The sequence below is a fragment of the Zobellella aerophila genome (assembly GCF_039539325.1).
GTDB classification, from domain to species: domain Bacteria; phylum Pseudomonadota; class Gammaproteobacteria; order Enterobacterales; family Aeromonadaceae; genus Oceanimonas; species Oceanimonas aerophila.
In genome coordinates this window covers 79,627-102,762 of sequence record NZ_BAABCX010000007.1, presented here as the reverse complement: position 1 = coordinate 102,762, position 23,136 = coordinate 79,627, and the positions used below count along the sequence as shown (strand labels likewise).

At 58.6% G+C, this 23,136-nt stretch carries 20 protein-coding genes; 3 read left to right on the top strand and 17 right to left on the bottom strand.

Annotated elements, in window-relative coordinates; genetic code table 11:
- Window positions 1-4 precede the first annotated feature (4 nt).
- The 5 genes from rsmG to ABD806_RS16775 all read right to left on the bottom strand — a co-directional run bounded on the left by rsmG (window position 5) and on the right by ABD806_RS16775 (window position 5,943).
- Complete coding sequence (gene rsmG, locus ABD806_RS16795) at window positions 5-628, bottom strand: 16S rRNA (guanine(527)-N(7))-methyltransferase RsmG (RefSeq protein WP_344959958.1); 624 nt, start codon at window positions 626-628, stop codon at window positions 5-7.
- Window positions 629-636: 8 nt separating this feature from the next.
- Complete coding sequence (gene mnmG, locus ABD806_RS16790; RefSeq protein ID WP_344959957.1) at window positions 637-2,526, bottom strand: tRNA uridine-5-carboxymethylaminomethyl(34) synthesis enzyme MnmG; 1,890 nt, start codon at window positions 2,524-2,526, stop codon at window positions 637-639.
- A 491-nt stretch (window positions 2,527-3,017) separates the two neighbouring features.
- Complete coding sequence (gene mioC, locus ABD806_RS16785; RefSeq protein ID WP_344959956.1) at window positions 3,018-3,464, bottom strand: FMN-binding protein MioC; 447 nt, start codon at window positions 3,462-3,464, stop codon at window positions 3,018-3,020.
- Window positions 3,465-3,561: 97 nt separating this feature from the next.
- Entirely contained in the window at window positions 3,562-4,326 is a 765-nt protein-coding gene (locus tag ABD806_RS16780; protein ID WP_344959955.1) for a general secretion pathway protein GspB, read from the bottom strand.
- Window positions 4,327-5,943 (bottom strand): ExeA family protein, encoded by a 1,617-nt coding sequence (locus ABD806_RS16775; protein WP_344959954.1) that lies wholly within the window; start codon window positions 5,941-5,943, stop codon window positions 4,327-4,329. It abuts the gene before it with no gap.
- 555 nt (window positions 5,944-6,498) lie between these two features.
- Here ABD806_RS16775 and ABD806_RS16770 point away from each other — a divergent pair.
- Window positions 6,499-7,899: a sigma-54 dependent transcriptional regulator gene (locus ABD806_RS16770; RefSeq protein WP_344959952.1), complete on the top strand. Its 1,401-nt coding sequence runs from the start codon at window positions 6,499-6,501 to the stop codon at window positions 7,897-7,899.
- Between the two features lie 827 nt (window positions 7,900-8,726).
- Here ABD806_RS16770 and gspD read toward each other — a convergent pair.
- From gspD to gspE, 11 genes are read right to left on the bottom strand one after another with little or no spacing between them, the layout of a single operon-like run.
- Window positions 8,727-10,841, bottom strand: a complete 2,115-nt coding sequence (gene gspD / locus ABD806_RS16765) for a type II secretion system secretin GspD (protein ID WP_344959951.1) — start codon at window positions 10,839-10,841, stop codon at window positions 8,727-8,729.
- A 14-nt stretch (window positions 10,842-10,855) separates the two neighbouring features.
- A complete protein-coding gene (locus ABD806_RS16760) occupies window positions 10,856-11,377 on the bottom strand; it encodes a hypothetical protein (RefSeq protein WP_344959950.1) in 522 nt (173 codons plus the stop codon).
- Window positions 11,374-11,985: a type II secretion system protein GspM gene (gene gspM, locus ABD806_RS16755; RefSeq protein WP_344959949.1), complete on the bottom strand. Its 612-nt coding sequence runs from the start codon at window positions 11,983-11,985 to the stop codon at window positions 11,374-11,376. Before gspM ends, ABD806_RS16760 begins: the two co-directional genes overlap by 4 nt.
- A complete protein-coding gene (locus ABD806_RS16750) occupies window positions 11,982-13,070 on the bottom strand; it encodes a PilN domain-containing protein (RefSeq protein ID WP_344959948.1) in 1,089 nt (362 codons plus the stop codon). Before ABD806_RS16750 ends, gspM begins: the two co-directional genes overlap by 4 nt.
- 12 nt (window positions 13,071-13,082) lie before the next feature.
- Window positions 13,083-13,997, bottom strand: a complete 915-nt coding sequence (locus ABD806_RS16745; protein ID WP_344959947.1) for a type II secretion system minor pseudopilin — start codon at window positions 13,995-13,997, stop codon at window positions 13,083-13,085.
- Window positions 13,975-14,658, bottom strand: coding sequence for a prepilin-type N-terminal cleavage/methylation domain-containing protein (locus ABD806_RS16740; protein WP_344959946.1), 684 nt, complete (start codon window positions 14,656-14,658; stop codon window positions 13,975-13,977). The genes ABD806_RS16745 and ABD806_RS16740 overlap by 23 nt, the downstream gene beginning before the upstream one ends.
- Window positions 14,655-15,038 carry a type IV pilus modification PilV family protein gene (locus ABD806_RS16735; RefSeq protein ID WP_344959945.1) on the bottom strand — a complete coding sequence of 128 codons (384 nt, stop codon included), beginning with the start codon at window positions 15,036-15,038 and terminating at the stop codon, window positions 14,655-14,657. The genes ABD806_RS16740 and ABD806_RS16735 overlap by 4 nt, the downstream gene beginning before the upstream one ends.
- Entirely contained in the window at window positions 15,031-15,456 is a 426-nt protein-coding gene (locus tag ABD806_RS16730) for a GspH/FimT family pseudopilin (RefSeq protein ID WP_344959944.1), read from the bottom strand. Before ABD806_RS16730 ends, ABD806_RS16735 begins: the two co-directional genes overlap by 8 nt.
- A 1-nt stretch (window position 15,457) precedes the next feature.
- Window positions 15,458-15,886, bottom strand: a complete 429-nt coding sequence (gene gspG / locus ABD806_RS16725; protein WP_344959943.1) for a type II secretion system major pseudopilin GspG — start codon at window positions 15,884-15,886, stop codon at window positions 15,458-15,460.
- Window positions 15,887-15,895: 9 nt separating this feature from the next.
- Window positions 15,896-17,116, bottom strand: coding sequence for a type II secretion system F family protein (locus tag ABD806_RS16720; RefSeq protein WP_344959942.1), 1,221 nt, complete (start codon window positions 17,114-17,116; stop codon window positions 15,896-15,898).
- 1 nt (window position 17,117) lies between these two features.
- On the bottom strand, window positions 17,118-18,830 hold the full coding sequence (gene gspE / locus ABD806_RS16715; RefSeq protein WP_344959940.1) for a type II secretion system ATPase GspE: 1,713 nt from the start codon (window positions 18,828-18,830) through the stop codon (window positions 17,118-17,120).
- Between the two features lie 223 nt (window positions 18,831-19,053).
- Between gspE and gdhA the strand changes: the two genes are divergently transcribed.
- Window positions 19,054-20,406, top strand: coding sequence for an NADP-specific glutamate dehydrogenase (gene gdhA, locus ABD806_RS16710; RefSeq protein ID WP_344959939.1), 1,353 nt, complete (start codon window positions 19,054-19,056; stop codon window positions 20,404-20,406).
- A 237-nt stretch (window positions 20,407-20,643) separates the two neighbouring features.
- Here the strand turns inward: gdhA and ABD806_RS16705 are convergent, their stop codons facing one another.
- Entirely contained in the window at window positions 20,644-20,994 is a 351-nt protein-coding gene (locus ABD806_RS16705) for a RidA family protein (protein WP_344959938.1), read from the bottom strand.
- Window positions 20,995-21,093: 99 nt separating this feature from the next.
- Between ABD806_RS16705 and ABD806_RS16700 the strand changes: the two genes are divergently transcribed.
- Window positions 21,094-22,905, top strand: a complete 1,812-nt coding sequence (locus ABD806_RS16700) for an MOSC N-terminal beta barrel domain-containing protein (protein WP_344959937.1) — start codon at window positions 21,094-21,096, stop codon at window positions 22,903-22,905.
- The last annotated feature ends 231 nt before the right edge of the window (window positions 22,906-23,136 follow it).

Below are 23,136 nucleotides of genomic sequence, written 5' to 3'. Positions count from 1 at the left end.
ACCCCTAATGACTGGCTTGTTTGATGACCACCAGATGGCGGTCCCCTTCTTGCTCGGGTACGGTCAACGGATAGACCCGGTGTAGCTCAAGATGCGCCGGCAACGCCGCCAGCTCCTGCTCCGGGTATTGTCCCTTCAGTGCCAGGAACTGGCCCTCGGCCGTGGGCAAATGGGCACACCAACCGAGCATATCATCGAGGGAGGCAAAGGCCCGGCTGATGACACCGTCAAATTTCTGTTCCGGCTGGAAATCCTCTACCCGGCTTTGCACCGCCTCGACATTGGACAGGCCCAGGTGATGCACCGCCATGCGGATAAAGCGGATGCGCTTACCCAGGCTGTCGAGCAGGATGAACTGCTTGTCCGGGTTGATGATCGCCAGGGGCAGTCCGGGCAAGCCGGGGCCTGTGCCGACATCGATAAAGCGCTGTCCCTGCAGGTAAGGACTTACTACCAGGCTGTCCATGATATGGCGCACCAGCATGGCGCCCGGATCCCGTACCGAGGTGAGATTATAGGCCTTGTTCCATTTATTCAACAAAGCGACCAGTTCAACCAGCTGTTCGGCCTGGGCCTGACTAACCCGCAGCCCGCTCTGGGCCAGCAACTGCTGCAAACGTTCGAGCATATGAGTCCTTAAGCCGACTTGCGCAGCAAGCCGCGTTTTTTCAGGTTAACCAGCAACAGCGAGATGGCCGCCGGGGTGACACCGGAAATGCGCGAGGCCTGCCCCAGGGTTTCGGGTTTGGCCTGATTGAGCTTGGTGATCACCTCGTTGGATAGGCCGGAAACCTCGTTGTAATCCAGATCCAGCGGCAGCCGGGTGTGTTCGTTGCGCAGCTGCTTTTCGATTTCATCCCGCTGCCGCTCGATATAACCGGCATATTTTATCTGAATTTCCACCTGCTCGGCCGCCTGCTCATGATCCAGGCCTGGGCCAAGCTCAGCCACCGCCATCAGCTGTCGATAATCCACCTCGGGGCGGCGCAATAATTCTTCCAGGCTGTGCTCCCGGCCGAGCGGTGTTTTCAAAATGCCGTTCAGGGCATCGGCCGCCAGATGCTTGGGGTTGACCCAGGTGGCTTTCAGCCGCTGCTTTTCCTGTTCGATCTTTTCCAGCTTGTCACTGAACAGGGCCCAACGATGATCGTCGACCAGGCCCAGCTGCCGGCCACTTTCAGTCAGCCGCAGATCGGCATTGTCTTCACGCAGCAGCAACCGATATTCGGCCCGGCTGGTAAACATACGGTAAGGCTCCTGGGTGCCCAGGGTGGACAGGTCATCCATCATCACGCCCATATAGGCCTGATCCCGGCGGGGTGACCAGGCCTCTTTGTCGAAGGCGCGCAAGGCGGCGTTCAGGCCGGCCAGCAACCCCTGGGCACCGGCTTCTTCATAGCCGGTGGTGCCGTTGATCTGGCCGGCGAAGAACAGGTTATGCAGGCACTTGTTTTCCATGTTGGTCTTCAGATCCCGGGGATCGAAGTAATCGTATTCGATGGCATAACCGGGCCGGACGATATGGGCCTGCTCGAAGCCCTTGATCGAGCGGACGATCGCCACCTGCACATCGTAGGGCAGGCTGGTGGAAATTCCGTTCGGATACAGTTCATTGCTGGTCAGGCCTTCCGGTTCAACAAAGATCTGGTGAGAGATCTTATCGGCAAAACGCATGATCTTGTCTTCGATCGACGGACAATAACGCGGGCCGATCCCCTCGATCACGCCGGCATACATGGGGCTGCGATCCAGGTTCTGGCGGATCACCTCATGGGTCTGCTCGTTGGTGTGGGTGATATAACAGGGCACCTGGCGAGGCTGATCCTGCCGGCTGCCGATAAACGAAAATACCGGCGTCGGATCGTCACCCGGCTGGGGTTGCATCACCGAAAAATCTACGCTGCGGGCATCGATCCTCGGCGGTGTACCGGTTTTCAGCCGATCGATCCGCAAGGGTAATTCGCGCAGCCGTTGTGCCAGGGCGATGGAGGGAGGATCCCCGGCGCGACCGCCCTGGTAGTTATCCATGCCGATATGGATCCGGCCGTTGAGGAAGGTTCCGACGGTTAATACCACGGTTTTGGCCCGGAACCTGAGTCCGGCCTGGGTGATTACCCCAACCACGGTATCGCCTTCCAGCATGAGATCATCGCAGGCCTGCTGAAAGATCTTTAAATTGGGCTGGTTTTCCAACAGGGTTCTGACGGCGGCCTTGTACAACTGACGATCCGCCTGGGCTCGGGTTGCCCTGACGGCGGGACCCTTGGAGGCATTGAGGGTCCTGAACTGGATGCCGGCCCGGTCGGCGGCGGCGGCCATGACGCCACCCAAGGCGTCGATTTCCTTGACCAGATGGCCCTTACCTATGCCCCCTATTGCCGGATTACATGACATTTGCCCCAAGGTATCGATGTTATGGGTCAGCAAAAGGGTATTGGCACCCATACGCGCAGCGGCGGTGGCTGCTTCTGTGCCGGCATGTCCGCCACCTACCACAATTACGTCAAACCATTCTTCATATTGCATAACAAATACTCTTGAAACGTGCTGTCAGTCGGATCCCTAAGGGCGGATCATTTTAGCCGTTTTGCAGCAAGGATGGAAACGAGATCAAGGGAGGATCACTCGATCCTATTAGATCTTAGATCTCTAGATCGATCTTCTGTTGGATCTATTATTAGTGTCATCCAGATCTGTTAATAACCGTTTTTTGATCAGCAAGATCATGCGGTTAGCGACGATCAATTGATGTGGAAAAAGGGCCGGGTAGCCGGGTAAAGCCGGTGTTTAACCGGGGAGGTTATCAACAGGTGCCGGGCTTATGGAAAACAATTAATAGGATAACTATAGGTTTATAACCGGTTTTAAGGTTACTTATTAACAGGTGCCGCAGGTTGGAGGGGGGTTTAATGAATTGTTAATTCAGCGGGATCTGTTGATAACTTGGTGGAAAGAAAATAGTGGGGCTTGGGATCTGGTGGTTAGCAAGCCCCGGATCTGTGCTGAACCGGCGGGATCTAGCGCTGATTGAGCCAATGATCCAGCCAGCGCTCGGCAGCCTGCTCGGGAAGATCCGGCTGGCCGACGTCTATCTCCAGCCGGGATCCGATCCGTTCCGCGTCCAGCCTGGTCAGCTGATGATCCAGCTTCTGAATGGCCGCGCAGAAGCTATCGTAGCTGGAGTCGCCCAGGCCGATGGCACCGAACTTCAGGCCGCTGAGGTCGGGGAGTCGCTGGGTGAGCTGCTGGTAGAAAGGTTCGATATTATCGGGCAGATCGCCGGCCCCGTGGGTTGAACAGATCAGCAAGAGATAGTGGTCCGGCTTGATCAAGATGTGATCAAGCTGGGGAGAAGTATGAATAACCGTTTGATGACCCAGATCCTGCAGCCTTTCGGCCAGATGATCGGCCAGATCTTCGGCATTACCCAGGGTAGTGCCGACCAGTAAAGTAAAGTGGCTCATGGTATCCTGTTGCAGATGAAATTTTCGGCATTCTACCCCTATGGCCGGAAAAAGCATCCGCTTTACCCGGTGTGGAGCGGCGGCAGAGACCTACGGCTTAGCCGCCGATCGATCTCATATGAAATTCATTGCCTTCAAAGCTCAGTATTACTCCCTGGGACGTGATGCTCTTTAACTGCAACCCGGGGGATATGCTCTGGCCTTCACGCAGCATCCGGCCATTGATATTGACCATGCGATTATCGGCATTGGCCGAGTAGATATGTACCGACAGGCGGAGGGTGGGGAGCCTGCTCTGGATAGCGGTAGGCAGCTGCCATAGCTCTATGATATCGGTGCCGAGGACCCGCTCGGGGAGTGCCGGCTCCGGCTCCTCTATGGTTGAGGTGATCAGGGGCTCGGCGGGGATGATTGCCGGCCGCGCCTTGCCCCGCTTTGGATGATCGAGAGGCTCGACCATGATGTGGGTGTCCGCAGGCTCGTCGAGCCGGATTTTCAGCTGGGACAGATCAGACGGCGATGAGGCCGCCTTCGCTTCGGGTGCCACTATGATGGACGCTGCCGGGATGGTCTGTGTCAGCTCCTGGCTGGTTTCAGCAGGCGTCGGCCGGTCGGTGCTCGCGGCCGGCGGCTCGGGCCGGGATGATATGCCGTCCTGTTGCCGCAGCCATTTTCCCCATAAGCCATAGCCCACCACCAGGATAAACAGCAACAGCACCAAGACCAGGGGGCGTCGCCCGCGGCTGACGGTGGGCATGGTGGTGGTGTCATTGGGGGCTACGTTCAAGTTATGGATATGGGGAGGCTGTGCCCGTCGGCGCTGTTGTTCGGATTGCCTGAGCGCATCGAGGATGTAAGACACCTAGTCCACCTCTCGGTTTAGCAGCGGCAGGCCCAGTACCCGGGTGGCGTTAAAGTAAATTCCGGTATTGGGGCCGAAAATGCCATCCGCGGTCAGTCCATGAGACCGCTGGAATGCCTTCACATCATTTTCCAGCTGTTCATCATAGCGCACCTCGGTACGCGGTGCGCGGCCTTGCCAGAGGGCCAGCTGTCGTTCCAGCCAGTTGACCGCCTGGCCCCGGCTACCCGGATAGAGGGGGTCTTGATATTCGGGGGGGGGACGCCAGAGCAGGACGTAGCTGCCGGGCCAGTGACGCTCCAGCTCTGTAAGGGCAATGGTTTTTACCTGGTCACCAATTGTCAGCCTGGCTCGCGCCTGCTGCTCGTCGATATGGCTGAGGGTGGCGTAAATGGCATTGCCGTCTTGCCTGGTCAACCTGAACACGGCCGGATGATTCTGTTGTCGTAAGGTGTCCAGACCCGCATCCTGGAAGGAACAGTCCAGTTGCTGGCTGCGGGCAAAGCGGCACACCACGGGATGCTCCGCCGGCTGATATTCGATACCCCAGAGGGCGAACAGCCGCTGGTAAGCCATGATCTGGCTGACATCCGTGGTTAAGGTTGCAGGCCATTGCCAGATATCGTCGGTGGCTTTCTGCTCCATGCTCAGTGATGCCACCCGTTCGGTTGCGGCCTCGTCCGCTGGCCGGGACTCGGCTCGATGGATGTCCGGTGTCGGCCAGAAGTGCAGTGCGGCCAGCAGGCCTATACCTATCAGCAGCAGGCCTCCGGTCCAGGCCAGGGGGCGCTGGTATCTGTTACTGTCAGGCTGGCCCAGTACCTCGAATGCCGCCCGGTTGAGGGTTTTCAGCTCGACCCTGGGCTGGCGCTGGACATAGGCTCCGAGCAAGGCCCGGTCGCAGATCACATTGATCAGCCTGGGGATGCCTCGGGTGATTTTATAGAGCTTCTTCAGGCTGGCTGGCTTGAACAGGGGGGCTTCGATGCCTGCCACCGCCAGCCGGTGGGCGATATAGGCCTGCATTTCCTTATAACAGAGGGGAGCCAGGTGATAACGGGCGGTAATGCGCTGGGACAGCTGGCGCAGTTCGGGGTGGTTAAGCTTGTCCAGCAGTTCGGGCTGGCCCAGCAGGATGATCTGCAGCAGCTTGTGCCGGTTGGTTTCCAGGTTGGTCAGCAGCCGGATCTGTTCCAGCACCTCGCTGGAAAGGTTCTGGGCCTCGTCGATGATCAGCACCGTATGACGGCCGTTGCCGTGAGCCTGTAATAAATGGCTATTGATAGCATCGGTCAGCAGTTTGAGGCGGTTCTCGCCCCCCTTGACCTTGATTGCCAGTTCGTCACAGATGGCCGCCAGCAGCTCCTGGGCGGTACATTTGGGGTTAAGAATAAAGGCCAGATCGGTTTGGGGGGGCACCTGTTCCAACAGGCTGCGGCAGACGGTGGTCTTGCCCGTGCCGACCTCCCCGGTCAACAGTACGAAACCGCCATCGCTGTTCAGGCCGTACAGCAGATGGGCCTGTGCCTCTCTGTGCTGCTGGCTGAGGTAGAGATAGCGGGGATCCGGTGCAATGGAAAAGGGTAACTCGCTCAGACCAAAATAATGACCGTACATGATTACAATCCCTGTGCTCACGTATGGTTAACTATAGAAGCTGCTCTTCTCCTTTTCGGCTTATTTTAATTAACTGTTCCTAATCGGGTTAAGGGGCTTTGATTAGGGTGCAGACCCGCCTTAATTTAAGGCCACCGACCCTTTAAATAACTGATACAAATACCGCTACATATCGAGACAGAAGTCAGGATTCGATAAGCAGACCCTCCGCGCCAGGGATGGCGCGGCGGAGCCCCCAAGGATGGGTTTACGGCGTGTCTGCGTTCGAGCCTGATTTCTGTAGCACAATTAGGAACAGTTATTTAATACCTGCTGCGAATATTGAGCCAGCCAAACAGTTTGGTGCGGCCACTGACCGCAAGAGACGGCTATGGTACAGGAACGGCTGGAGTGCTTTCCGGCCCTGATCCAGAGGGTATGTTTATCAATGAAGTAAGTTTCCGTTAAACCGAGCTGAACAAGGGGAATATGGCGTTGTCAGCGGAAAAGGCGGCGGCAGACGCAGATGTACTAAACTGGGTGTAGTCTGTTCCAGGACAGGATAGGACGCAAAGGATGATACAACAACAAGCAGGACGCAGGCCCCAACAACAAAAACAGGGCCCCAGAAAAGTAATATATGTAGATTTATCCCAAGAACAAAACCATGACCCGACCCCATTGCTGGATGGGTGGCAGCTTATCAAGGCGGATTCATTGCAGATGGCCTGTCATCAGCTACGCGAGCATACTTTTCATGTGGGGATGGTTCGCCTGGGAGAGATGGCTAACGGTGAGCAGGACGAGCTGGAACAGTTTTTTGAACAGATGCCGTCGTTGTTCTGGATAGCACTTATCGACGAGCCCTGTATCCCGAAAGGGGTGCTCAGCCGGCTGGTTTATGAATATTTCTTCGATTATTACACCTTGCCGTTAATGGATCATGGTCACTTTTTGTCGGCCACCCTGGGGCATACCTACGGCCTGGGGATGTTAAAGGAATATGAGCGGCAGCAACGCCAATATCGGGAAGAGTGTCAGATGGTGGGCGCCAGTGCGGCCATCATGCTGGTGTTCCGCCAGATCCGTAAAGTCGCGGGGGTGGATGCCGCGGTGTTGCTCACCGGCAGCAGCGGCACCGGCAAGGAGCTGATTGCCCGGGCTATCCATCAACGATCCAGGCGTCACTCCGGTCCATTTGTCGCCATCAACTGCGGCGCCCTGCCCAACAACCTGGTTCAAGCTGAACTGTTCGGTCATGAAAAAGGCGCCTTTACCGGGGCGCACAGTCGTAAAACCGGGCGGATCGAAGCCGCTGCGGGAGGTACCCTGTTTCTCGATGAAATCGGTGATCTGCCGCTGGAACAGCAGGTAAACCTGCTGCGTTTTTTGCAGGAAGAAACCATAGAGCGCCTGGGGGGGACCGAAACCCTGCATGTCGATGCCCGGGTGATAGCGGCTACCCATGTTGATCTGGAGGCCGCGGTCAGGGAAGGTGAATTCAGGGAAGATCTTTACTATCGGCTGGATGTGCTCAGCATCTATGTGCCGGATCTCAAGGAGCGGGAAGGCGACATCGAACTGCTGGCCAACTATTTCTTCAGGAGATTCACCGAGGATCAGCATTGCCGGGTCAGAGGCTTCAGCCGTCAGGCCATTGTCGCCATGAATAATTACGACTGGCCCGGCAATATCCGTGAGCTGATCAACAGGGTCCGTAAGGCCATCGTGATGAGCGATAATCGCTTGATTACCCCCGTCGATCTGGGACTGGAAGATCTTGACGTTGGCCATAGCCTGCCCACCCTGGAGCAGGTGCGGGAGCAGGCCGAGATATCGGCCATCAAGAATTGCCTGCTCCATAGCCGCAATAATGTATCGTCGGCAGCCCGAATGCTGGGAATATCACGAGTCACCCTTTACCGGTTGATGGATAAATATGGGATTGCGGGGGCCTCAAAAATGCGCTCTGGCTAGACGTATCATTTATGTGACACTTTTTATTATTGTTAATTTCTGTTCCTACTATTTATTATAAATTTCAATGCATTATCTATTTGGCGCAGATTTTGCCTTTTGTTTGGCAAGGATAATAGGAGGGGCGCATCTGGATAATGGATAAAATCAGTCGAATACATGTCACTCGGCGAAGGCCCGCAAGTCAAAGTCAGGTTATTTTTACGAAGGTACCCGTGGCCGGTGCCGTCGGCTGCCATCAGGGGGGCTGCTGGCAACCCTATATAGTGCTGTGGGATGAATCTGCTGTTTGCATATCTGCTAAAAAAGAGCCGTGACAGGCTGTTGTGCCACCGCGGTTGGGGCTGTGACGATCAGGTAATACCAAACAGATTTCATAACTGATCTGTTTGGTGATTCTGCAAAGGCGGACAAAGGGCCAGCTCCTCCGACACGCCGTGAATACTTCCATATAGGCTCCGCCGCGCCATCTGACCGACATCCCTGGCGGTCAGACGGCATTTCCCGAGTTTATGGCGTGTCGTGGGAGGTGACTGTGTTGCCTCTGAATCTGGCTTAAATATGATCAGATCTTTATTCTAATTAGTATAACAACGCCCGACTTTTCCTCATCTGAGCAGCCGCCTGGGAGCGAGAACCGCGGATATGTCGGCCGTCATAAAAAGAGCGACACGTCGGTGTAATGCCGTTCAGTTAATCTACCAAGCCGACCGTTGGCGTCATGGATGACGCCGCCGAGCCCCCAGGGACGGAATTTCGGCGAGTCGGCGTGTGGAGGAGGACTCCCCTTTTCATCTTAAGTGAACGGCATTGGACACGTCGGTGTGCTACATGTGAACTTCCTGCAGTTTCTGCCGGTATTCCTGGGTGACGGCACGGGCGTCCTGCTGGTTGGCGACGGCGGTGGGGGTGATCAGCACCACCAGCTCGGTGCGTCTGGTATTGGTACCGCTGCTGCCGAACAACCAGCCCAGCACCGGCACATGGCGAAGGCCGGGCACACCCTGGCTGTCCTGGGTCTTGTTTTCTCGAATAAGGCCACCCAGCACCAGGGTTTCGCCGCTCTGTATCGCCACCCGAGTGTCTATCTTGCGCTGGGTGATGGTGGGCGAGTCGATGCCCGAAGTGGTGGTTTTTGCCACATCATTGACCTCCTGGGCTATTTCCAGCACCACCATGCCGCCGGCATTGACCCGGGGGGTCACCTCTAGCAACACCCCGGTATCCTTGAACTGGATATTGCTGGTGATATTGAGGTTGTCGCTGCTGGTATTGGTGGTTTCCGAGGTGCGCACCGGCACCTGATCTCCTACCCGGATGATGGCGGTATGATTATCCAGCACCATCAGCGAGGGTGACGATACCACGTTGAGCTTGGAATCGCTGGCCAGGGCGGTCAACAGGGCGCGGGTACCGCTGGCATTGAAAACCTCATAGGTCGCCGAGGCGGCAACGCCGCCGTCAAAGGGGGAGGGAATGGGCAGTGTGCCCACGGCACCTACCCCGGTACGGCCCCCTCCCAGGTTGTTTTTAAAGAACCACTGCAGGCCATAGCGCAATTCATCCTCCAGGCTGACCTCCACTATGGTGGCCTCTACCAGCACCTGCAACGGTTGGATATCCAGCCGTTTGATCGCCTGCTCCACCTTTTCATAGTCGGCACTGGACGCCATGACCACCAGGGCATTACGCTCCAGATCGGCGATGATGCTGATGTCGCCCACATCCAAGTGAGGGCCTTGCAGGTCAGCCAGGTTGGGAAGCTCGCTCGACGAAGGGCTGCCCGGCGCCGAACCTGCGGCTTCCGGCGGCGTGACTGCGGGGCGGGACCGGTCGTTGCCGCGGCTGTTTCTGCGCTGATTTTCAAACAGCTGAGCCAGCAGCTCCGCCAGGTGGTCGGCCCTGCCGTTTTGCACATGGTACACATACATATTCAGGCCGCGGGGATTTTCCGCCCGATCGAGTCGTTCTATCCAGACGCGGGCATCGGTCAGGTAACGCTCCTGGGGGGTGATCACCAGCAGGGCGTTGAGCCGCTCGATGGGCAGGTAGCGCACCATGCCGGCCAGTGGTCCCTCGGCCTGATCGCCAAAGATGGCCTGCAGTTCATTGACCATGATATCGGCGCTGGTGGCCTGTAGCCGGAACAGGCCGACCGACATGCCTCTCAGTTGATCCACATCGAAAATACCGACCGTATCCCGGATGTTTTGCAGTTCATCCCGGGTACCGACCAGGGTCAGTATATTGCGTCTGTCGTCCACCATCAGCGTCCCCTGACGCGGCTTGATCGGCTCGAGGATTTTTTCCATTTCCCGGGCGCCAATGTAACGCATGGGCAGGATAAGCATCTGGTAGCCCCGTTCGGTGGTCAGCGCCAGACGCGGATTCAGGGAGGCGGACGGAACTTCGGTGGCGGGCACTATCTCGAACAGGTTGTTGCGTTGGGTCAGCGCGGCACCATGGGTTTGCAGCAGGCTTTCCAGGGTGGGCAGCAGCGCTTCCCGCTTGATCGGCCGGCTGGTCTGCAGGTATACCTGACCACGCACCCTTTCATCCAGGATGTAGTTCAGCTGCAGTATGTCGCCCAGTATGGTTTTGACCACTTCGGCAATATCCGAGCCCTGAAAGTTAAGGGTGATATCGCCGGGCGCCGGCTCGGTCGCCGATACCTGTCCCTGCCCCAGATTAACGAAATTGCCCGACCCCCGGTAGATTTCGGCACGGTTCTGTGCGGGCGGCTGGGAGGCCGTTATCAGGGATTGGGTCGGGGGGAGCCTGGGTTGTTGTTGGGAGCGGACAGGGGGCGTGCTATCGGCGGTGTCTGGCTTGTTCCAGGGATTGTCCGGGGCGGTCCTGTTCCCGGAGGGGGTTGCACAGGAGATCAGCACAACACAGGAGAGGGTGGTGAACAGCCGTCTTGCTTGATACGAAGTTGTCATAATGATATCCGCTATCATCCCTGGTTGTCGTTATTGGCTTCAGTTTTTTCTTCCTGCTTTCCGCGTCCTGGCAGTTGTGTTGGCGCTGACTTGGGCATTGTTTCCGGCGCCGGCCTGGGTTCTCTCAGCGTTAGTTGCAGTTGTTGCTCGCCATCCGTCAGGATAACGGCCTCGGCCTGGATTTCTTGCAACTGCCAGCCACCATCCAGATACATGTCTGTTTTAAGGCGGAGGCGTCCCGCCCCCTGGCGTTCACTGAACAGTGCCAGTTGCTGCTCGCCTTCCCACACCACTCCGGTCAACCGCCATTTTTCCCGCAGCGCCGTCGCCGTTTCACTGGTGCTTTCTGCATCCTGGGGGGGGCGGGGGCGGCGGCCCTCGTCGAACAAGGGGCGGGTGATGATCTCTTGAAAACTTTTAAGGGGAGGATAGCTCGCTTGGCTCAGCCAGCTGTTGCTGTCCTGCTGTCCGTAAACCGGTGGGTTCAGCAGTGCCGGCAGAGCCATGATCAGCAGGTTAACCACAAGGCTGTTCATGGCGCCTCCCTTTGGCCGTAACCGAGCAGGTCGAAGCGGATATCCAACGAAGGCAGTTGCTGGTATCTGGGATCCTGGCCCCGGTTAGGCGGCAGATGACGGCTGATCCTGATATTGCGGCGCCCGGGGCTGGCCGAGATAACCAAGTCATTGATAAACAGCATGGGACGGCCCGATTCCAGGGCGTGGAACAGCTGCACCAGCTGCCCCATCTCTCCCCTTAAATGCACCTTGAGGGCGATGGAGGACAAGGGACTAGTGGTGTTGGCCTGGGTGTTTTGAATGCTGAGTAGCTGGCCACCGCTGTGGCTGACCAGCTGGTTAAGGTGCTGTTGCAACCAGGCCGAGGCCAGGGAAGGGCGGGTTTCCGGCAGGTAAAAATCCGCGCTGGGATTTTCTTTTTTCAGCCTCTGCAGGGTCTGCTCGGTCTGCTCCAGATTGTCGGACAGCTTCTGGTAGCGGGCCAGCTGGCTTTCGAGCCGGGACAGGGTGGCCCCCTGCTGCATAAACAGGTTGAGCAGGGGATGGAGAAGCAGGCCGAATAGCAGCAAGACAGAGGTCAGGATGGCGACGGCGGCAAGCTGTTGCTGTCTGGTACTGAGCCTCATGGCGCCACCTCTTCACCAAAACGGGCGCCTATTGTAAACCTGTCTCTGCCGGTGGCCGGATTGTTGGTCACCGGGGAGCTGAAATGTACATCATAAAACAGGGAAGATCCTTCTATCAGACCGATGAGTTCGGAGGCGCTGGCCGATTCTCCCCGAATTTGCAGCGTATCTTCCTGCAGTTCGAAGCGATTGAGCCAGGTGTGATCCGGTAGCAGCCGGGTCAGTTCGTCCAGCAGGATCAGCGCGGAAGGCGCCGCCGCTTTTTCTTTCACCAGAAACAGCCGGTTTTGCTGTAACTCATCCAGCTGTTGCTTCAGTTTAGCCGCTCTTTCAGCCCGGCTTTTGGGAACCGCCAATTCGGCATTCAATGCGTCAATTCTGGCCTGACGCTGATAGAGAGGGGTGGCGATCACCAACAACAGCATCACCAGTATCAGCATACCGTTGAGGGTACGCAGCCTTTGTATCCTGCTCTGTCTGGCATTCTCCGGGGCGATCAGGGTAATGACGGGGGAGTCGGGCAGATCGGTGGTTTGCAACCTGGCGGGATCTATACCCATCCGTTTGAGTTCGGCCAAGCGGGGATCCAGCCGTTCCTTGGGGATCAGCAAGAGCCCGATCAGGATAAAGGCGTTACCCTTTTCCCGTTCCAGTATGCGGTAGCCAAAATAGACCTGCTGTGCCTGAAAGGGGGTATGTTTATCCATTTCGAAGGTCAGCACGTTGTTCAGGCTGGCGGCCGTGGCGGCGGGGAGCCTGAGCCGGGTATACAGCAGCTCGCTGATGGGCAGACAGAGCCGGATTTGCGCGGCCTGTTCCAGTATCTGGGCCAGCATCTGTTCCTGCTTCCGGGTGGGTTCAGCCTCGAATTCCAGCAGGATATCCCGGGATCCGGATTCCAGCCGATAATGGCCCTGGTCGAGGTGTACGGTCAGTTGCTGTTTTTGCCCGAACAGCCGACTGCGAACCCGGGCGGGCAGCAGCGTAAGCAGCTGGCCTGTCCACCATTGCCAGAATCCGGCTACTGGCTGCAACAGGGTTTGGCCCCGGTGCAGCAGGCTATGTGTCCATTTTTCCCCATCCATAGGGAATCTCCCTTAAGAGTCGGGCCCGGTAAACAGCGATACCTTTTCCGGCATTATTTGTTCCAGTTCTGGCTGGCCGCGTCGCCACCGCAGATTGGTAGAAAGACGGTAGCGACTACCTGTATTCATGCGGGCTTCTGTATGGATAGTGTAGTTGACGCTGGGAGAGCCACCAGACAGAAACTGCCGGGGCAAGAAGTCGGTGGCCGGGGGGGGCAGACCGTCCTGATGGCTCTTGAGCCTGTCCTTGACGAACTGCTCAACCTGAGTTTCATCCACCTCGGGCAGGGCCTGCAACACCTGGCGCGGGGCGTACAGAGGGTTGATGCCGTTGTGGGGGTTACGGACGGTCAGGCTATGGCGGATATGCCGGTAGATCTCCGGAGTCATCCCCAGTACCTGCTGAACTTCGGCTACCGTTTCAAAGGAGGCATTGCGGGGACCAGATTCCCGGCCGGCTGCAATATAGTCATCATATTCGGCTCCGTTGAGCCGGTGGAGATCATCTTCGTCCCGCCAGTCCTGGATGGCGTCCACCAGCTTGGCTCGCAGGTCGTCTTCCACCCCGGCGGTCCTGAGCAAGCCATCCAGCAACTCGGGGCCGGTGACATTGAGATCGATGCGACCGCTTTCGTTGAAGATGGCGATCCAGAGCTCGTTGCCATCCATCGGTAAGAGGTAAGGACTGCCGTCGGCCAGCCAGGGTCGCTGTGCGGCGGCCATGCCCTGGTTGACCAGCGCCAGTTGTATGCCTGCTTCGGCAAGGTAGCGGGCCTGCACAGCACCGATGATATTGCGGCTCTGTTGGCCCTGGCTGCGGCTGGTCAGGGACAGGCTGGTGGCGATCAGGGTCAGCAGCATCAGCACCCAGAGCACGCTGAACAGGGCGATGCCTTGTTGACGGTCAGAAAGTCTCTTTGATCTCATACTTATTGTTCCTGGGGGTGATCATCAGCGCCGGCCAGGCACCTTGATCCCGGTCGCCACCTGCCTGCAGCAGTATCAATTCCGGCAGAGTCCCTTCATCCAGCCACTCATGCTGCCAGTCGGGCAAGGTACCCGTTTCTTTGGCCCGGTAGGCCAGGGTCAGGCTATCGACGGTCAGCGTCAACAGCGGCGCTATCAGTCCCGGTGTCCGGAAGTCGGTCTGCAACCGGGCCCAGTCCAGGCTTTGCTCATCTTCATCCAGGCTAAAGGGCTGGGTTTTCAGTTGCAGCAGAGGATGCTGCGGGTCTGTTTCATCCAGAGCGAGATAAAACCAGGCCTTTTGCGCTGCAGTTGTCCGCGGACGCTGGGACAACTGCAGTGGCAAGGGGGCCAGGAAGATCAGTTCCCTTTGCGTACCCTGGAACGACAGCAGATAGTTTTCTGCCGGATCCCAGATATCCATGGGGATGGCCTGCTCCAGCAGGTTGCGCAGGAACAGCTGTATCTGCACCCCTTCACTGGCCGCCGCACTGTGGGCGTTGATGGTTTCCCAGGCTCGGCTGGCCAGGCGAAAGCCGCTGAATATCAGGCCGGCCAGCAGGGTCAGCAGCAGCAGCGCCACCATCAGCTCCAGCAGGGTAAAACCGAGCGCCTTCCTCATCGCCCCTCCCTGGCCAGGCGCAGGGTGGACAGGCTGAGCGTCTGCTCCCTGTTGCCCCAGCCCACGGTTACCGAAAGCTGGTAGGGAACCAGAGCCGATTCCTGATCGGTCATCTGGCGCAGATCAAACACCTCGATCCGGGTTTGCCACCAGTATTTGTCATCGAACCGGCCCTGGTCTCGCCCCGGTTGCAGGATCCGGCCGGCGGCCAGTTCCACCAGTTTGGATTCGGCCAGCAGCAGCGCCCTCTGCTGCTCCTGGGCCACCTGGGTAGTACGGATAGCAAGCGAAAAGAGTTGCAGCAAGACACCCATGGTTACCGTCAGCACGGCGAACGCCACCAATACTTCCAGCAGGGTAAAGCCGCTTGTCTTATTCATGGATGCTTACCCTGCCGGTCAGCCAGTTCACTTCTATAAGGTATTGTCGGGACGAGGACGAGACGGTGATCATGCCGCCACTGGCGCTGCCGTCCGGATAAAAAATCATTTTTTTTTCCTGTGGCCCCCGGGGGGGGCCAGCCGTCGGCAGTTGCAGCTGGATATTCTCCGGCCAGGGATAGACACCGTCGGACATCCGGGTTTCCCGTGTCTCGCCGTCGAATGTCAGGGCCACCTCTTCACCCCGGCCGATGGCCTGGCTGCGTGCCAGTCGAAGCAGGGCCGCGGTCTGCTGGCTGTAGGTCTTCAGCTCGACGCCGGGCAGCAGAGCCGAAAATCTGGGCGCCACCACCGTCAACGCCAGCATGGCGATCACCAGCACCACCAATAACTCCAACAGGGTAAAGCCGGGCTTCATGTTATTCCCAACTGCCCACGTCCCGGGCTTCACCCTCGCCGCCTTCCTGGTTGTCCGCCCCCAGGCTGAACAGATCATAGGCGCCATTATGGCCCGGGTAGCGGTATTGGTAGTCGTTGCCCCAAGGATCCCGGGGGAGGTTCTTCTTGGTGAGATAGGGGCCGTTCCAGCCACGGGTGTCGGCGGGTTGGCGGAGCAGGGCCTCCAGTCCCTCGGAGGAAGAGGGGTAACGGCCGACTTCCAGTCGGAACAGATCGAGCGCCGTGCCCAGCTCCTTTATCTGCAGGTTGGCGGTTTTGGTCTTGGAGCCACTCAGTTGTTTCAGAACCTGGGGTCCGACCAGGCTGGCGAGCAGGCCGAGGATCACCAGCACCACCAGCAGTTCCAGCAGGGTAAAACCAAATAAGAAATAACGAGTCTTGTTATACACGCTAGCCCCCTATACAGGCAGTTCGTTGATGCTGAGTATGGCCACCAGGATGGAGATGATGATTCCGGCGATAATGATACCCAGGCTGACAATCAGCAGGGGCTCCAGTATGGTCAGCAGGCGGTGGATGGCATTTTCCACCTCCCGGTCGTAGCTATCCGCCACCTTGAGCAGCATCTCTTCCAGTTGTCCGGTTTCTTCCCCCACCTGGATCATCTGGATCGCCAGCGGCGGAAACAGGCCCGATGCCAGCAGGGGCTCGGCCAGGCGCTTGCCCGCCTTCAGGTTGTCTGCCGCGGCGTCCAGAGTCTGGGCCAGCAGGCTGTTGACCAGGGTATCCCTGGCGATGTTCAGGGCGTTGAGCAGGGGCACGCCGCCATTCATCAGGGTGCCCAGGCTGCGGCTGAAACGGGCCACTTCCAGCCGCTTGATCAGCTCGCCCGCCAACGGCAGCCTCAGCAGGAAGCCATCCCAGGCCAACCGCTTTTCGGGATGCTGCAGTTGGCGTCGTCCGGCGAGCAGGGCCAGCAGTAACAGCAACAACAGCCAGGGTCCCATGTCCCTGAGGAATTCGGCGGCACTGATCACTATCCGTGTCGCCAGCGGCAGGGCCTGGCCCATATCGGCAAACAGTTGCTGAAACTGGGGGATCACATAGGTGAGGATGATCAGCAGGGACATGACTGAAACCAGCAGCAGGATGGTCGGGTAGAGCAGGGCAGAGAGCGCCTTTTCCTTGAGCTGGCGGCTGCGCTCCATATAGACGGCGAGATCGGCCAGCCCCTGCTCCAGGGTTCCCGCCACTTCGGCGGCCCTGATCATGTTGAGATAAAAATGGGAGAAGGCGGCATCCTGCTCGGCCAGCACATTGGACAGGGGTTGACCGCGGCGCACCCCTTCCTGGATCTGGCCGAGCAGTTTGATATCGGCCGGTTTGATGCGCACCCGCATCATGATGCCCAAGGCCCGTTCCAGGGGGATGCCCGCCTTGAGCAGGGCCGCCAGATCCTGGGTCAGTACCTGGATCTGACGCTCACCCACGGCCTTTTTCGTCAGCCGCAGGCTTAAGCCCGCAGCCATGCCCTTATGGCCGTCCGCCGACTCTACCGAAAGGGGGATCAGACCCCTGTGCTGCAACTGGTGCACTATGGCCTGCTGGTCACAGCCTTCCAGCCAGCCTTCCTGAATCTCGCCCTGCCGATCGACCGCCTTGAAGTAATAGAACGCCATATCAGGACTCCTGGGTAACGCGGATCACCTCTTCCACGTGGGTGAGCCCGGCCAAGGCTTTTTGAATGCCGTCGCCGTACATGGTCCTCATGCCGCCGTTGATCGCGGCCTCCTGGATACGGCCCGCATCCGCATGCTTGAGTATCAGGCGGCGGATGTCGTCATTCATGATGAGCAGTTCCTGAATGGCCAGCCGGCCGTGGTAACCGGTACCGGCGCACTGGCCGCAGCCCTTGGGCCGGAATAGCCGTATGCTGCCGTCTGATGTGGATGATGGGAGCTTGAGTTCGCTGACCATCTCCGGCAGCGGACTGTACTCTTCCTTGCAGTGGGGGCAGAGCACCCGCACCAGCCGTTGACCGATAACGCCATTGAGGGTGGAGGTCAGCAGATAATCTTCCACCCCCATTTCCAGCAGCCGGGTAACGCTGCTGGCGGCATCATTGGTGTGTAGGGTGGACAACACCAGGTGGCCGGTGAGCGCCGACTGTACGCAGATGCGGGCGGTTTCCAGATCGCGCATTTCCCCCACCATGATCACGTCCGGATCCTGGCGTACTATGGATCTGAGGGCGCTGCCGAAGGTCAGTCCTATGCTCGGCTTGACATGGATCTGGTTGATCCCTTCCAGCTGATACTCGACGGGATCCTCCACCGTGATCAGCTTGCGTTCCATGGTATTGAGCTGATTCAATGCCGTGTAGAGGGTGGTGGTCTTGCCGCTGCCGGTGGGGCCGGTGACCATGACCATGCCGTGGGGTATCTTGAGCAACTTCTGCAGCCTGAGTCTGGTGTCGCCGGCGAACCCCAGGGCGCCGAAGTCCAGCACCACGCTTTCCCGGTTCAGCAAGCGCATCACCAGGCTTTCGCCATGCATGGTCGGCACGGTAGAGACCCGGATATCCAGGTCCTGCCCCTGTATTTTCAGCTCTATGCGGCCGTCCTGGGGCAGCCGGCGTTCGGCGATATTGAGCCGGGCCATGATCTTGATGCGGGAAATGATGGCCGGCGTCATAGTGACCGGCGGGGCTTCGCTGTCCTGCATCACCCCGTCTATGCGGTAGCGGATCTTGAGACGGTTTTCGAAGGGTTCAACATGGATATCGGAAGCCCTCAGTTCCACCGCTTTCTGGATGATCAGGTTCACCAGGCGGATCACCGGGGCCTCGCTGGCCATGTCCTTCAGTTGCGCTATGCTTTCCTCCCCTTCGTCCTGCTGGCCCACCGACGACATGATATCGCCCATCCGGCTCTGTCCTTCACCGTAGAGTTTCTCTATTGCCGTCCCTATCTCCGAGCCGATACCGACCTGCAGCCGGATCGGTTGCTGGCAGGCCATGGCCAGGGCCTTGACGGCGAAGTCATGCTGGGGATTGGCGATGGCCACCACTAGGGTGCTTTGTTCCAGCCGCAGCGGAACCAGCTGGTGCTCTTTCAGGAAGCGGTAGGGTAAGGGTGTGTCGATTGGCGATGACAATGGGTATTCATCGCTCTGGCTCAGGGGTAATGCGGTTACTTCCGCCAGACACCTGGCCAGATCCCGCTCGGATACCATGCCCAGGTTGAGCAGCAGCGAGGCCAGTGGGGCAGCGCCGGGCTGACTGTTACGCATCCGCTCGATACGCAGCAAGTCTTTTTCGGTGATATGCCCGGCCTTGATCAGTGCCTGTCCCAGGCGCTCCTGATCTGTTAACGCCAGCTGCTCCGCGTCCATACCTCCCCCTCCTTGGACATACAGATCAAGCATAGACGGCTTTAGCCTGTCCAGGAGGAGGCAGGGTCGGGCGCAACCGGTGATAGTCGTATAAATATTTTAAATTTAAGAATATTTATTTATATGGTTAGTCATTGACGGCATCCCGGCTTTCATATTTCAATGGGTGCTCAGAATATGTGTTTCAGATGGTACTTTTAAAAAATAATAACAAGGACAAGTGATGACCTATATCCACGACACCATCGTCAGACTTCAAAAAACCAGCCCGGCACAAGCAGAATTCTATCAGGCAGTGGAGGAGGTTCTGGACTCGTTACAGCCTATCCTCGAAACCAGTGAGCAATATAAGCGGCACGCCATTATCGAGCGTATGGTCGAACCCGAGCGGCAGATCATGTTCCGGGTACCCTGGGTCGATGATCAGGGCAATGTGCAGGTCAACAAGGGCTACCGCATCGAATTCAACTCGGCCCTGGGCCCGTACAAGGGCGGCCTGCGCTTTCACCCCAGCGTCAACGCCGGCATCATCAAGTTTCTCGGCTTCGAGCAGATCTTCAAGAACGCCCTGACCGGCCTGCCCATCGGCGGCGGCAAGGGCGGCGCCAACTTCGATCCCAAGGGCAAGTCAGACGGCGAAATCATGCGTTTCTGCCAGTCTTTTATCAATGAGCTGTATCGCCATATTGGCCCGACCACAGATGTACCGGCCGGCGATATCGGCGTGGGGGCCCGCGAGATCGGCTATATGTTCGGCCAGTACAAGCGGTTGACCGGCAATTATGACGGCGTGTTCACCGGCAAGAGCCTGCTGTGGGGCGGCTCACTGGTGCGCAAGGAAGCCACCGGCTACGGCTGTGTCTACTTTGCCGAGTATATGCTGGAAAGCAAGGGCGATACCCTGGCGGGTAAAACCTGTCTGGTGTCCGGCGCCGGCAACGTGGCCATCTATACCATAGAGAAGTTGTATCAGCTGGGAGCCCGTCCGGTGACCTGCTCCGACTCCAGCGGCACCCTCTACCATGAAGCCGGCATCAACCTGGATACCCTGAAGCAGTTGAAGGAAGTGCGTAAGGTGCGCCTGAACGAATACCTGGTCGTGCATCCGGATGCCAAGTTTATTCCGGTTGAAGACTATCCGGCAGACGGCAATGCGGTATGGCGTATCTCCGGTCAGCTGGCGTTCCCCTGCGCCACCCAGAACGAGCTGAGCGAAGCGGACGCCAAGACCCTGGTGGCCAATGGCTGCATCGCCGTGTCGGAAGGAGCCAACATGCCTTCCACCCAGGATGCGGTAGAGGTGTTCCTCGATGCCAGAATCCACTATGGCCCGGGTAAGGCGGCCAATGCCGGCGGCGTGGCCACCAGCCAGCTGGAAATGGCGCAGAATGCCAGTATGCAACGCTGGAGTTTCGAGGAAGTGGACGAAAAACTGAAGGTGATCATGAAGAACATCTTCCTCAGTGCCAGCAGCACCGCCGCCGAATTCGGCGAGCCCCACAACCTGGTACTGGGGGCCAACATCGCCGGTTTCCGCAAGGTTGCCGACGCCATGATCGAGCAGGGTGTGGTGTAATGACTTAACCGATCCCGCTGTTATGATGTGAAAAAGCCCGGTGTTTCCGCAGTGCTGTTCACTTAAGATGAAAAGGGGAGTCCTCCTCTACACGCCGACTCGCCGAAATCCCGTCCCTGGAAGCTCGGCGGCGTCATCCATGACGCCAACGGTCGGCTTGGTAGATGGGGGCTCCCCTTAACTGAACAGCATTACGGTGTTTCCGGGCTTGTCTTTTTGCCGTTCAGGAGTGGGCGCTTATCGTTCGGCGGCCACCACCGAAATTTCCACCAGCAGCTCGGGACGGGCCATGGCGGCCTCGACACAGGCGCGGGCCGGGGCATGCCCCTCGGGCACCCAGGCATCCCACACCGCGTTCATGGCGGCGAAGTCGGCCATGGTGTTCAGGTAGATGGTGGCGGACAGCATATGCTCGCGGCCGGAACCGGCCTGGACCAGCAGCTCATCCACCTTTTCCAGCATGGTGCGGGTTTGTTCGGTAATATCCTGGGTGGCATCTTTGCAAACCTGGCCACAGAGGTAAACTGTGCCATTGTGTTTGACGATGCGGCTCATCCGCTGACCGACTTCCTGACGTGTAATGGTCATAAACTCTCCTTTTGTGCGACTTACATAGCGATATGTGCTGACTAGTGTACGGAAAAGTAACCGGGTAGCATGTTTTTTTATTTTTGAGGGCTGAATACTATGGCAGTGATCACAGGCTTGCACCTTTATCCGCTGAAATCGGCAGCCGGTATTTCAGTTGCCGAGGCCTGGGTCTCCCGGGAAGGGCTGCAAGGCGATCGCCGCTATATGCTGGCCAGACCGGACGGCAGCTTTATCACCGCCCGCACCCACCCCCGTCTGCAACAGGTGTGGGTTACCCAGGTAGCCGACGGGCTCGAGCTCGCATTTGCCGGCATGCCCGGGTTGGCGGTGCGGCCGGGTTTGTTTCAGCGGCGGCCGGTAGCCACCGGGGTCTGGAACGACAGCTTTACCGCCTGGAGTACCCACCCGGATTATGATACCTGGTTCAGCCAGATACTGGAGGAGCCGGTGCAACTGCTGTGGCTGGGGGAAGAGTCCGGCCGCTACCGGCAAAAGCTGGGCACCGGTGTCAGCTTTGCCGACGGTTATCCATTGCTGCTGATCTCACAGGCTTCGCTTGAAGATCTCAACCTGCGTGCCGATGCGCTGCAGCAGATGTCCCAGTTCCGCACCAACCTGGTGGTATCGGCGAGCCGGCCGTTCGAGGAAGACGGCTGGAAACGCATCCGCATAGGCGAGGTAGAATTCCGGGTGGCCAAGCCTTGCAGCCGCTGCATCATGACCACGGTAGAGCCCGGCTCGGCTCGCTTCAACCGGCTGAAAGAGCCACTCGCGGCCCTGACCCGCTATCGCAGGGGCGAGGATGGCGAGGTCTATTTCGGCCAGAACCTGGTGGCGCTCAACGAAGGACAGATCCGCCAGGGCGATGTCATAGAGGTGCTGGAATATGCCTCGACACCCAGCTATCCGGACTCGGCCCCCAGACGCCGTGCTCTGCTCTGTGTCGAGCGGGAGCCGCTGGCGCGGGATATGGATACCTACTGGCTGGAAGCGATGGACGGCAAGCCGCTGGCCGATTACCAGCCGGGCCAGCACCTGCCGGTGGCCTTGGATATAGACGGCCGTCGCCATCTGCGTCATTACAGCCTCAGTTCCAGCCCGACCCGGCCCGGTCGTTACGGTATCAGCGTCAAGCGCCAGCCCGACGGCCTGGTATCGAACTGGCTGGCCCAGGCTCTGCAACCCGGTGCCCAGCTGCTGGCCCATGTGCCTGCGGGAAATTTCTGTTTGAAACCGGCGGCCAACTACCTGCTGTTGTCGGCGGGCTCGGGGGTCACGCCCATGCTGTCCATGGTACGGGCACTGGCGGATCTCGATCAGCTGCAGGATACGGTGTTCATGCATGTTTGCCGTGACGAGCGGGATATACCCGCGCGCGCCGAACTGACCGCGCTGGCCGACCTTCATCCAGGCCTGCGGCTGACTTTTATCCTGACCCGGGCGGGGAGGGGGTGGTCCGGACATGCCGGCCGGCTGGAGCTGGGCCATCTGGCCGCCGTTCCTGATGTGCAGCGAAGGGCAATTTATCTGTGCGGCCCGGCGGAGTTTATGGATAAGGCCGGAGCCTGGCTGCAGGCCCTGGGTGTGCCCGCCCGGCAAATAGCCCAGGAGCGTTTCAGCGCTCCGGTAACGGCCGAAGTTTCACGTGAAACACGGGCGGTGCAGGTGCGACTTGGCAGACAGGAATTCACCGGCAATAACCAGCAGGATCTGCTGACCCAGGCTGAAGGGCAGGGCATCAGCCTGCCCTGGTCCTGTCGGGCCGGTATCTGCGGCAGCTGCAAGCAGACCCTGAAAACCGGTGAGGTGGCCCAGCCGGAAGCGCCGGCCCTGTCGGTGGCGGAACGGGAGGCCGGGGTGATCCTGGCCTGCTGCTGCGTGCCGCTGTCGGATGTGGAACTGGAATAAGCCTTACTAGCCGTAGGTGGCGTTTGTTGATGAAGTTCGCCGGGGTCAAAGGGCTCACTTCACCGACACCCCCTAAACCCTTCCCGGGGGGGGGGCCGCTACGGCGTCTGATCGCCATGGATGGCGGAAATGTCGAAAATGCAGGAGCATTCTTCGCCCATGGCGCAGCGGGTCGGCGCAGCGATTCCCTTTGCCCCTGTCTTGGGTATCGCCTGTTTGAGACGCCGAAGG

Excerpts from the sequence above, each read along its gene's own strand:
- rsmG (WP_344959958.1), bottom strand. The coding sequence starts at position 628 with ATGCTCGAACGTTTGCAGCAGTTGCTGGCCCAGAGCGGGCTGCGGGTT.
- mnmG (WP_344959957.1), bottom strand. The coding sequence starts at position 2,526 with ATGCAATATGAAGAATGGTTTGACGTAATTGTGGTAGGTGGCGGACAT.
- mioC (WP_344959956.1), bottom strand. The coding sequence starts at position 3,464 with ATGAGCCACTTTACTTTACTGGTCGGCACTACCCTGGGTAATGCCGAA.
- ABD806_RS16775 (WP_344959954.1), bottom strand. The coding sequence starts at position 5,943 with ATGTACGGTCATTATTTTGGTCTGAGCGAGTTACCCTTTTCCATTGCA.
- ABD806_RS16770 (WP_344959952.1), top strand. The coding sequence starts at position 6,499 with ATGATACAACAACAAGCAGGACGCAGGCCCCAACAACAAAAACAGGGC.
- gspD (WP_344959951.1), bottom strand. The coding sequence starts at position 10,841 with ATGACAACTTCGTATCAAGCAAGACGGCTGTTCACCACCCTCTCCTGT.
- ABD806_RS16760 (WP_344959950.1), bottom strand. The coding sequence starts at position 11,377 with ATGAACAGCCTTGTGGTTAACCTGCTGATCATGGCTCTGCCGGCACTG.
- gspM (WP_344959949.1), bottom strand. The coding sequence starts at position 11,985 with ATGAGGCTCAGTACCAGACAGCAACAGCTTGCCGCCGTCGCCATCCTG.
- ABD806_RS16750 (WP_344959948.1), bottom strand. The coding sequence starts at position 13,070 with ATGGATGGGGAAAAATGGACACATAGCCTGCTGCACCGGGGCCAAACC.
- ABD806_RS16745 (WP_344959947.1), bottom strand. The coding sequence starts at position 13,997 with ATGAGATCAAAGAGACTTTCTGACCGTCAACAAGGCATCGCCCTGTTC.
- ABD806_RS16740 (WP_344959946.1), bottom strand. The coding sequence starts at position 14,658 with ATGAGGAAGGCGCTCGGTTTTACCCTGCTGGAGCTGATGGTGGCGCTG.
- ABD806_RS16735 (WP_344959945.1), bottom strand. The coding sequence starts at position 15,038 with ATGAATAAGACAAGCGGCTTTACCCTGCTGGAAGTATTGGTGGCGTTC.
- ABD806_RS16730 (WP_344959944.1), bottom strand. The coding sequence starts at position 15,456 with ATGAAGCCCGGCTTTACCCTGTTGGAGTTATTGGTGGTGCTGGTGATC.
- ABD806_RS16720 (WP_344959942.1), bottom strand. The coding sequence starts at position 17,116 with ATGGCGTTCTATTACTTCAAGGCGGTCGATCGGCAGGGCGAGATTCAG.
- gspE (WP_344959940.1), bottom strand. The coding sequence starts at position 18,830 with ATGGACGCGGAGCAGCTGGCGTTAACAGATCAGGAGCGCCTGGGACAG.
- gdhA (WP_344959939.1), top strand. The coding sequence starts at position 19,054 with ATGACCTATATCCACGACACCATCGTCAGACTTCAAAAAACCAGCCCG.
- ABD806_RS16705 (WP_344959938.1), bottom strand. The coding sequence starts at position 20,994 with ATGACCATTACACGTCAGGAAGTCGGTCAGCGGATGAGCCGCATCGTC.
- ABD806_RS16700 (WP_344959937.1), top strand. The coding sequence starts at position 21,094 with ATGGCAGTGATCACAGGCTTGCACCTTTATCCGCTGAAATCGGCAGCC.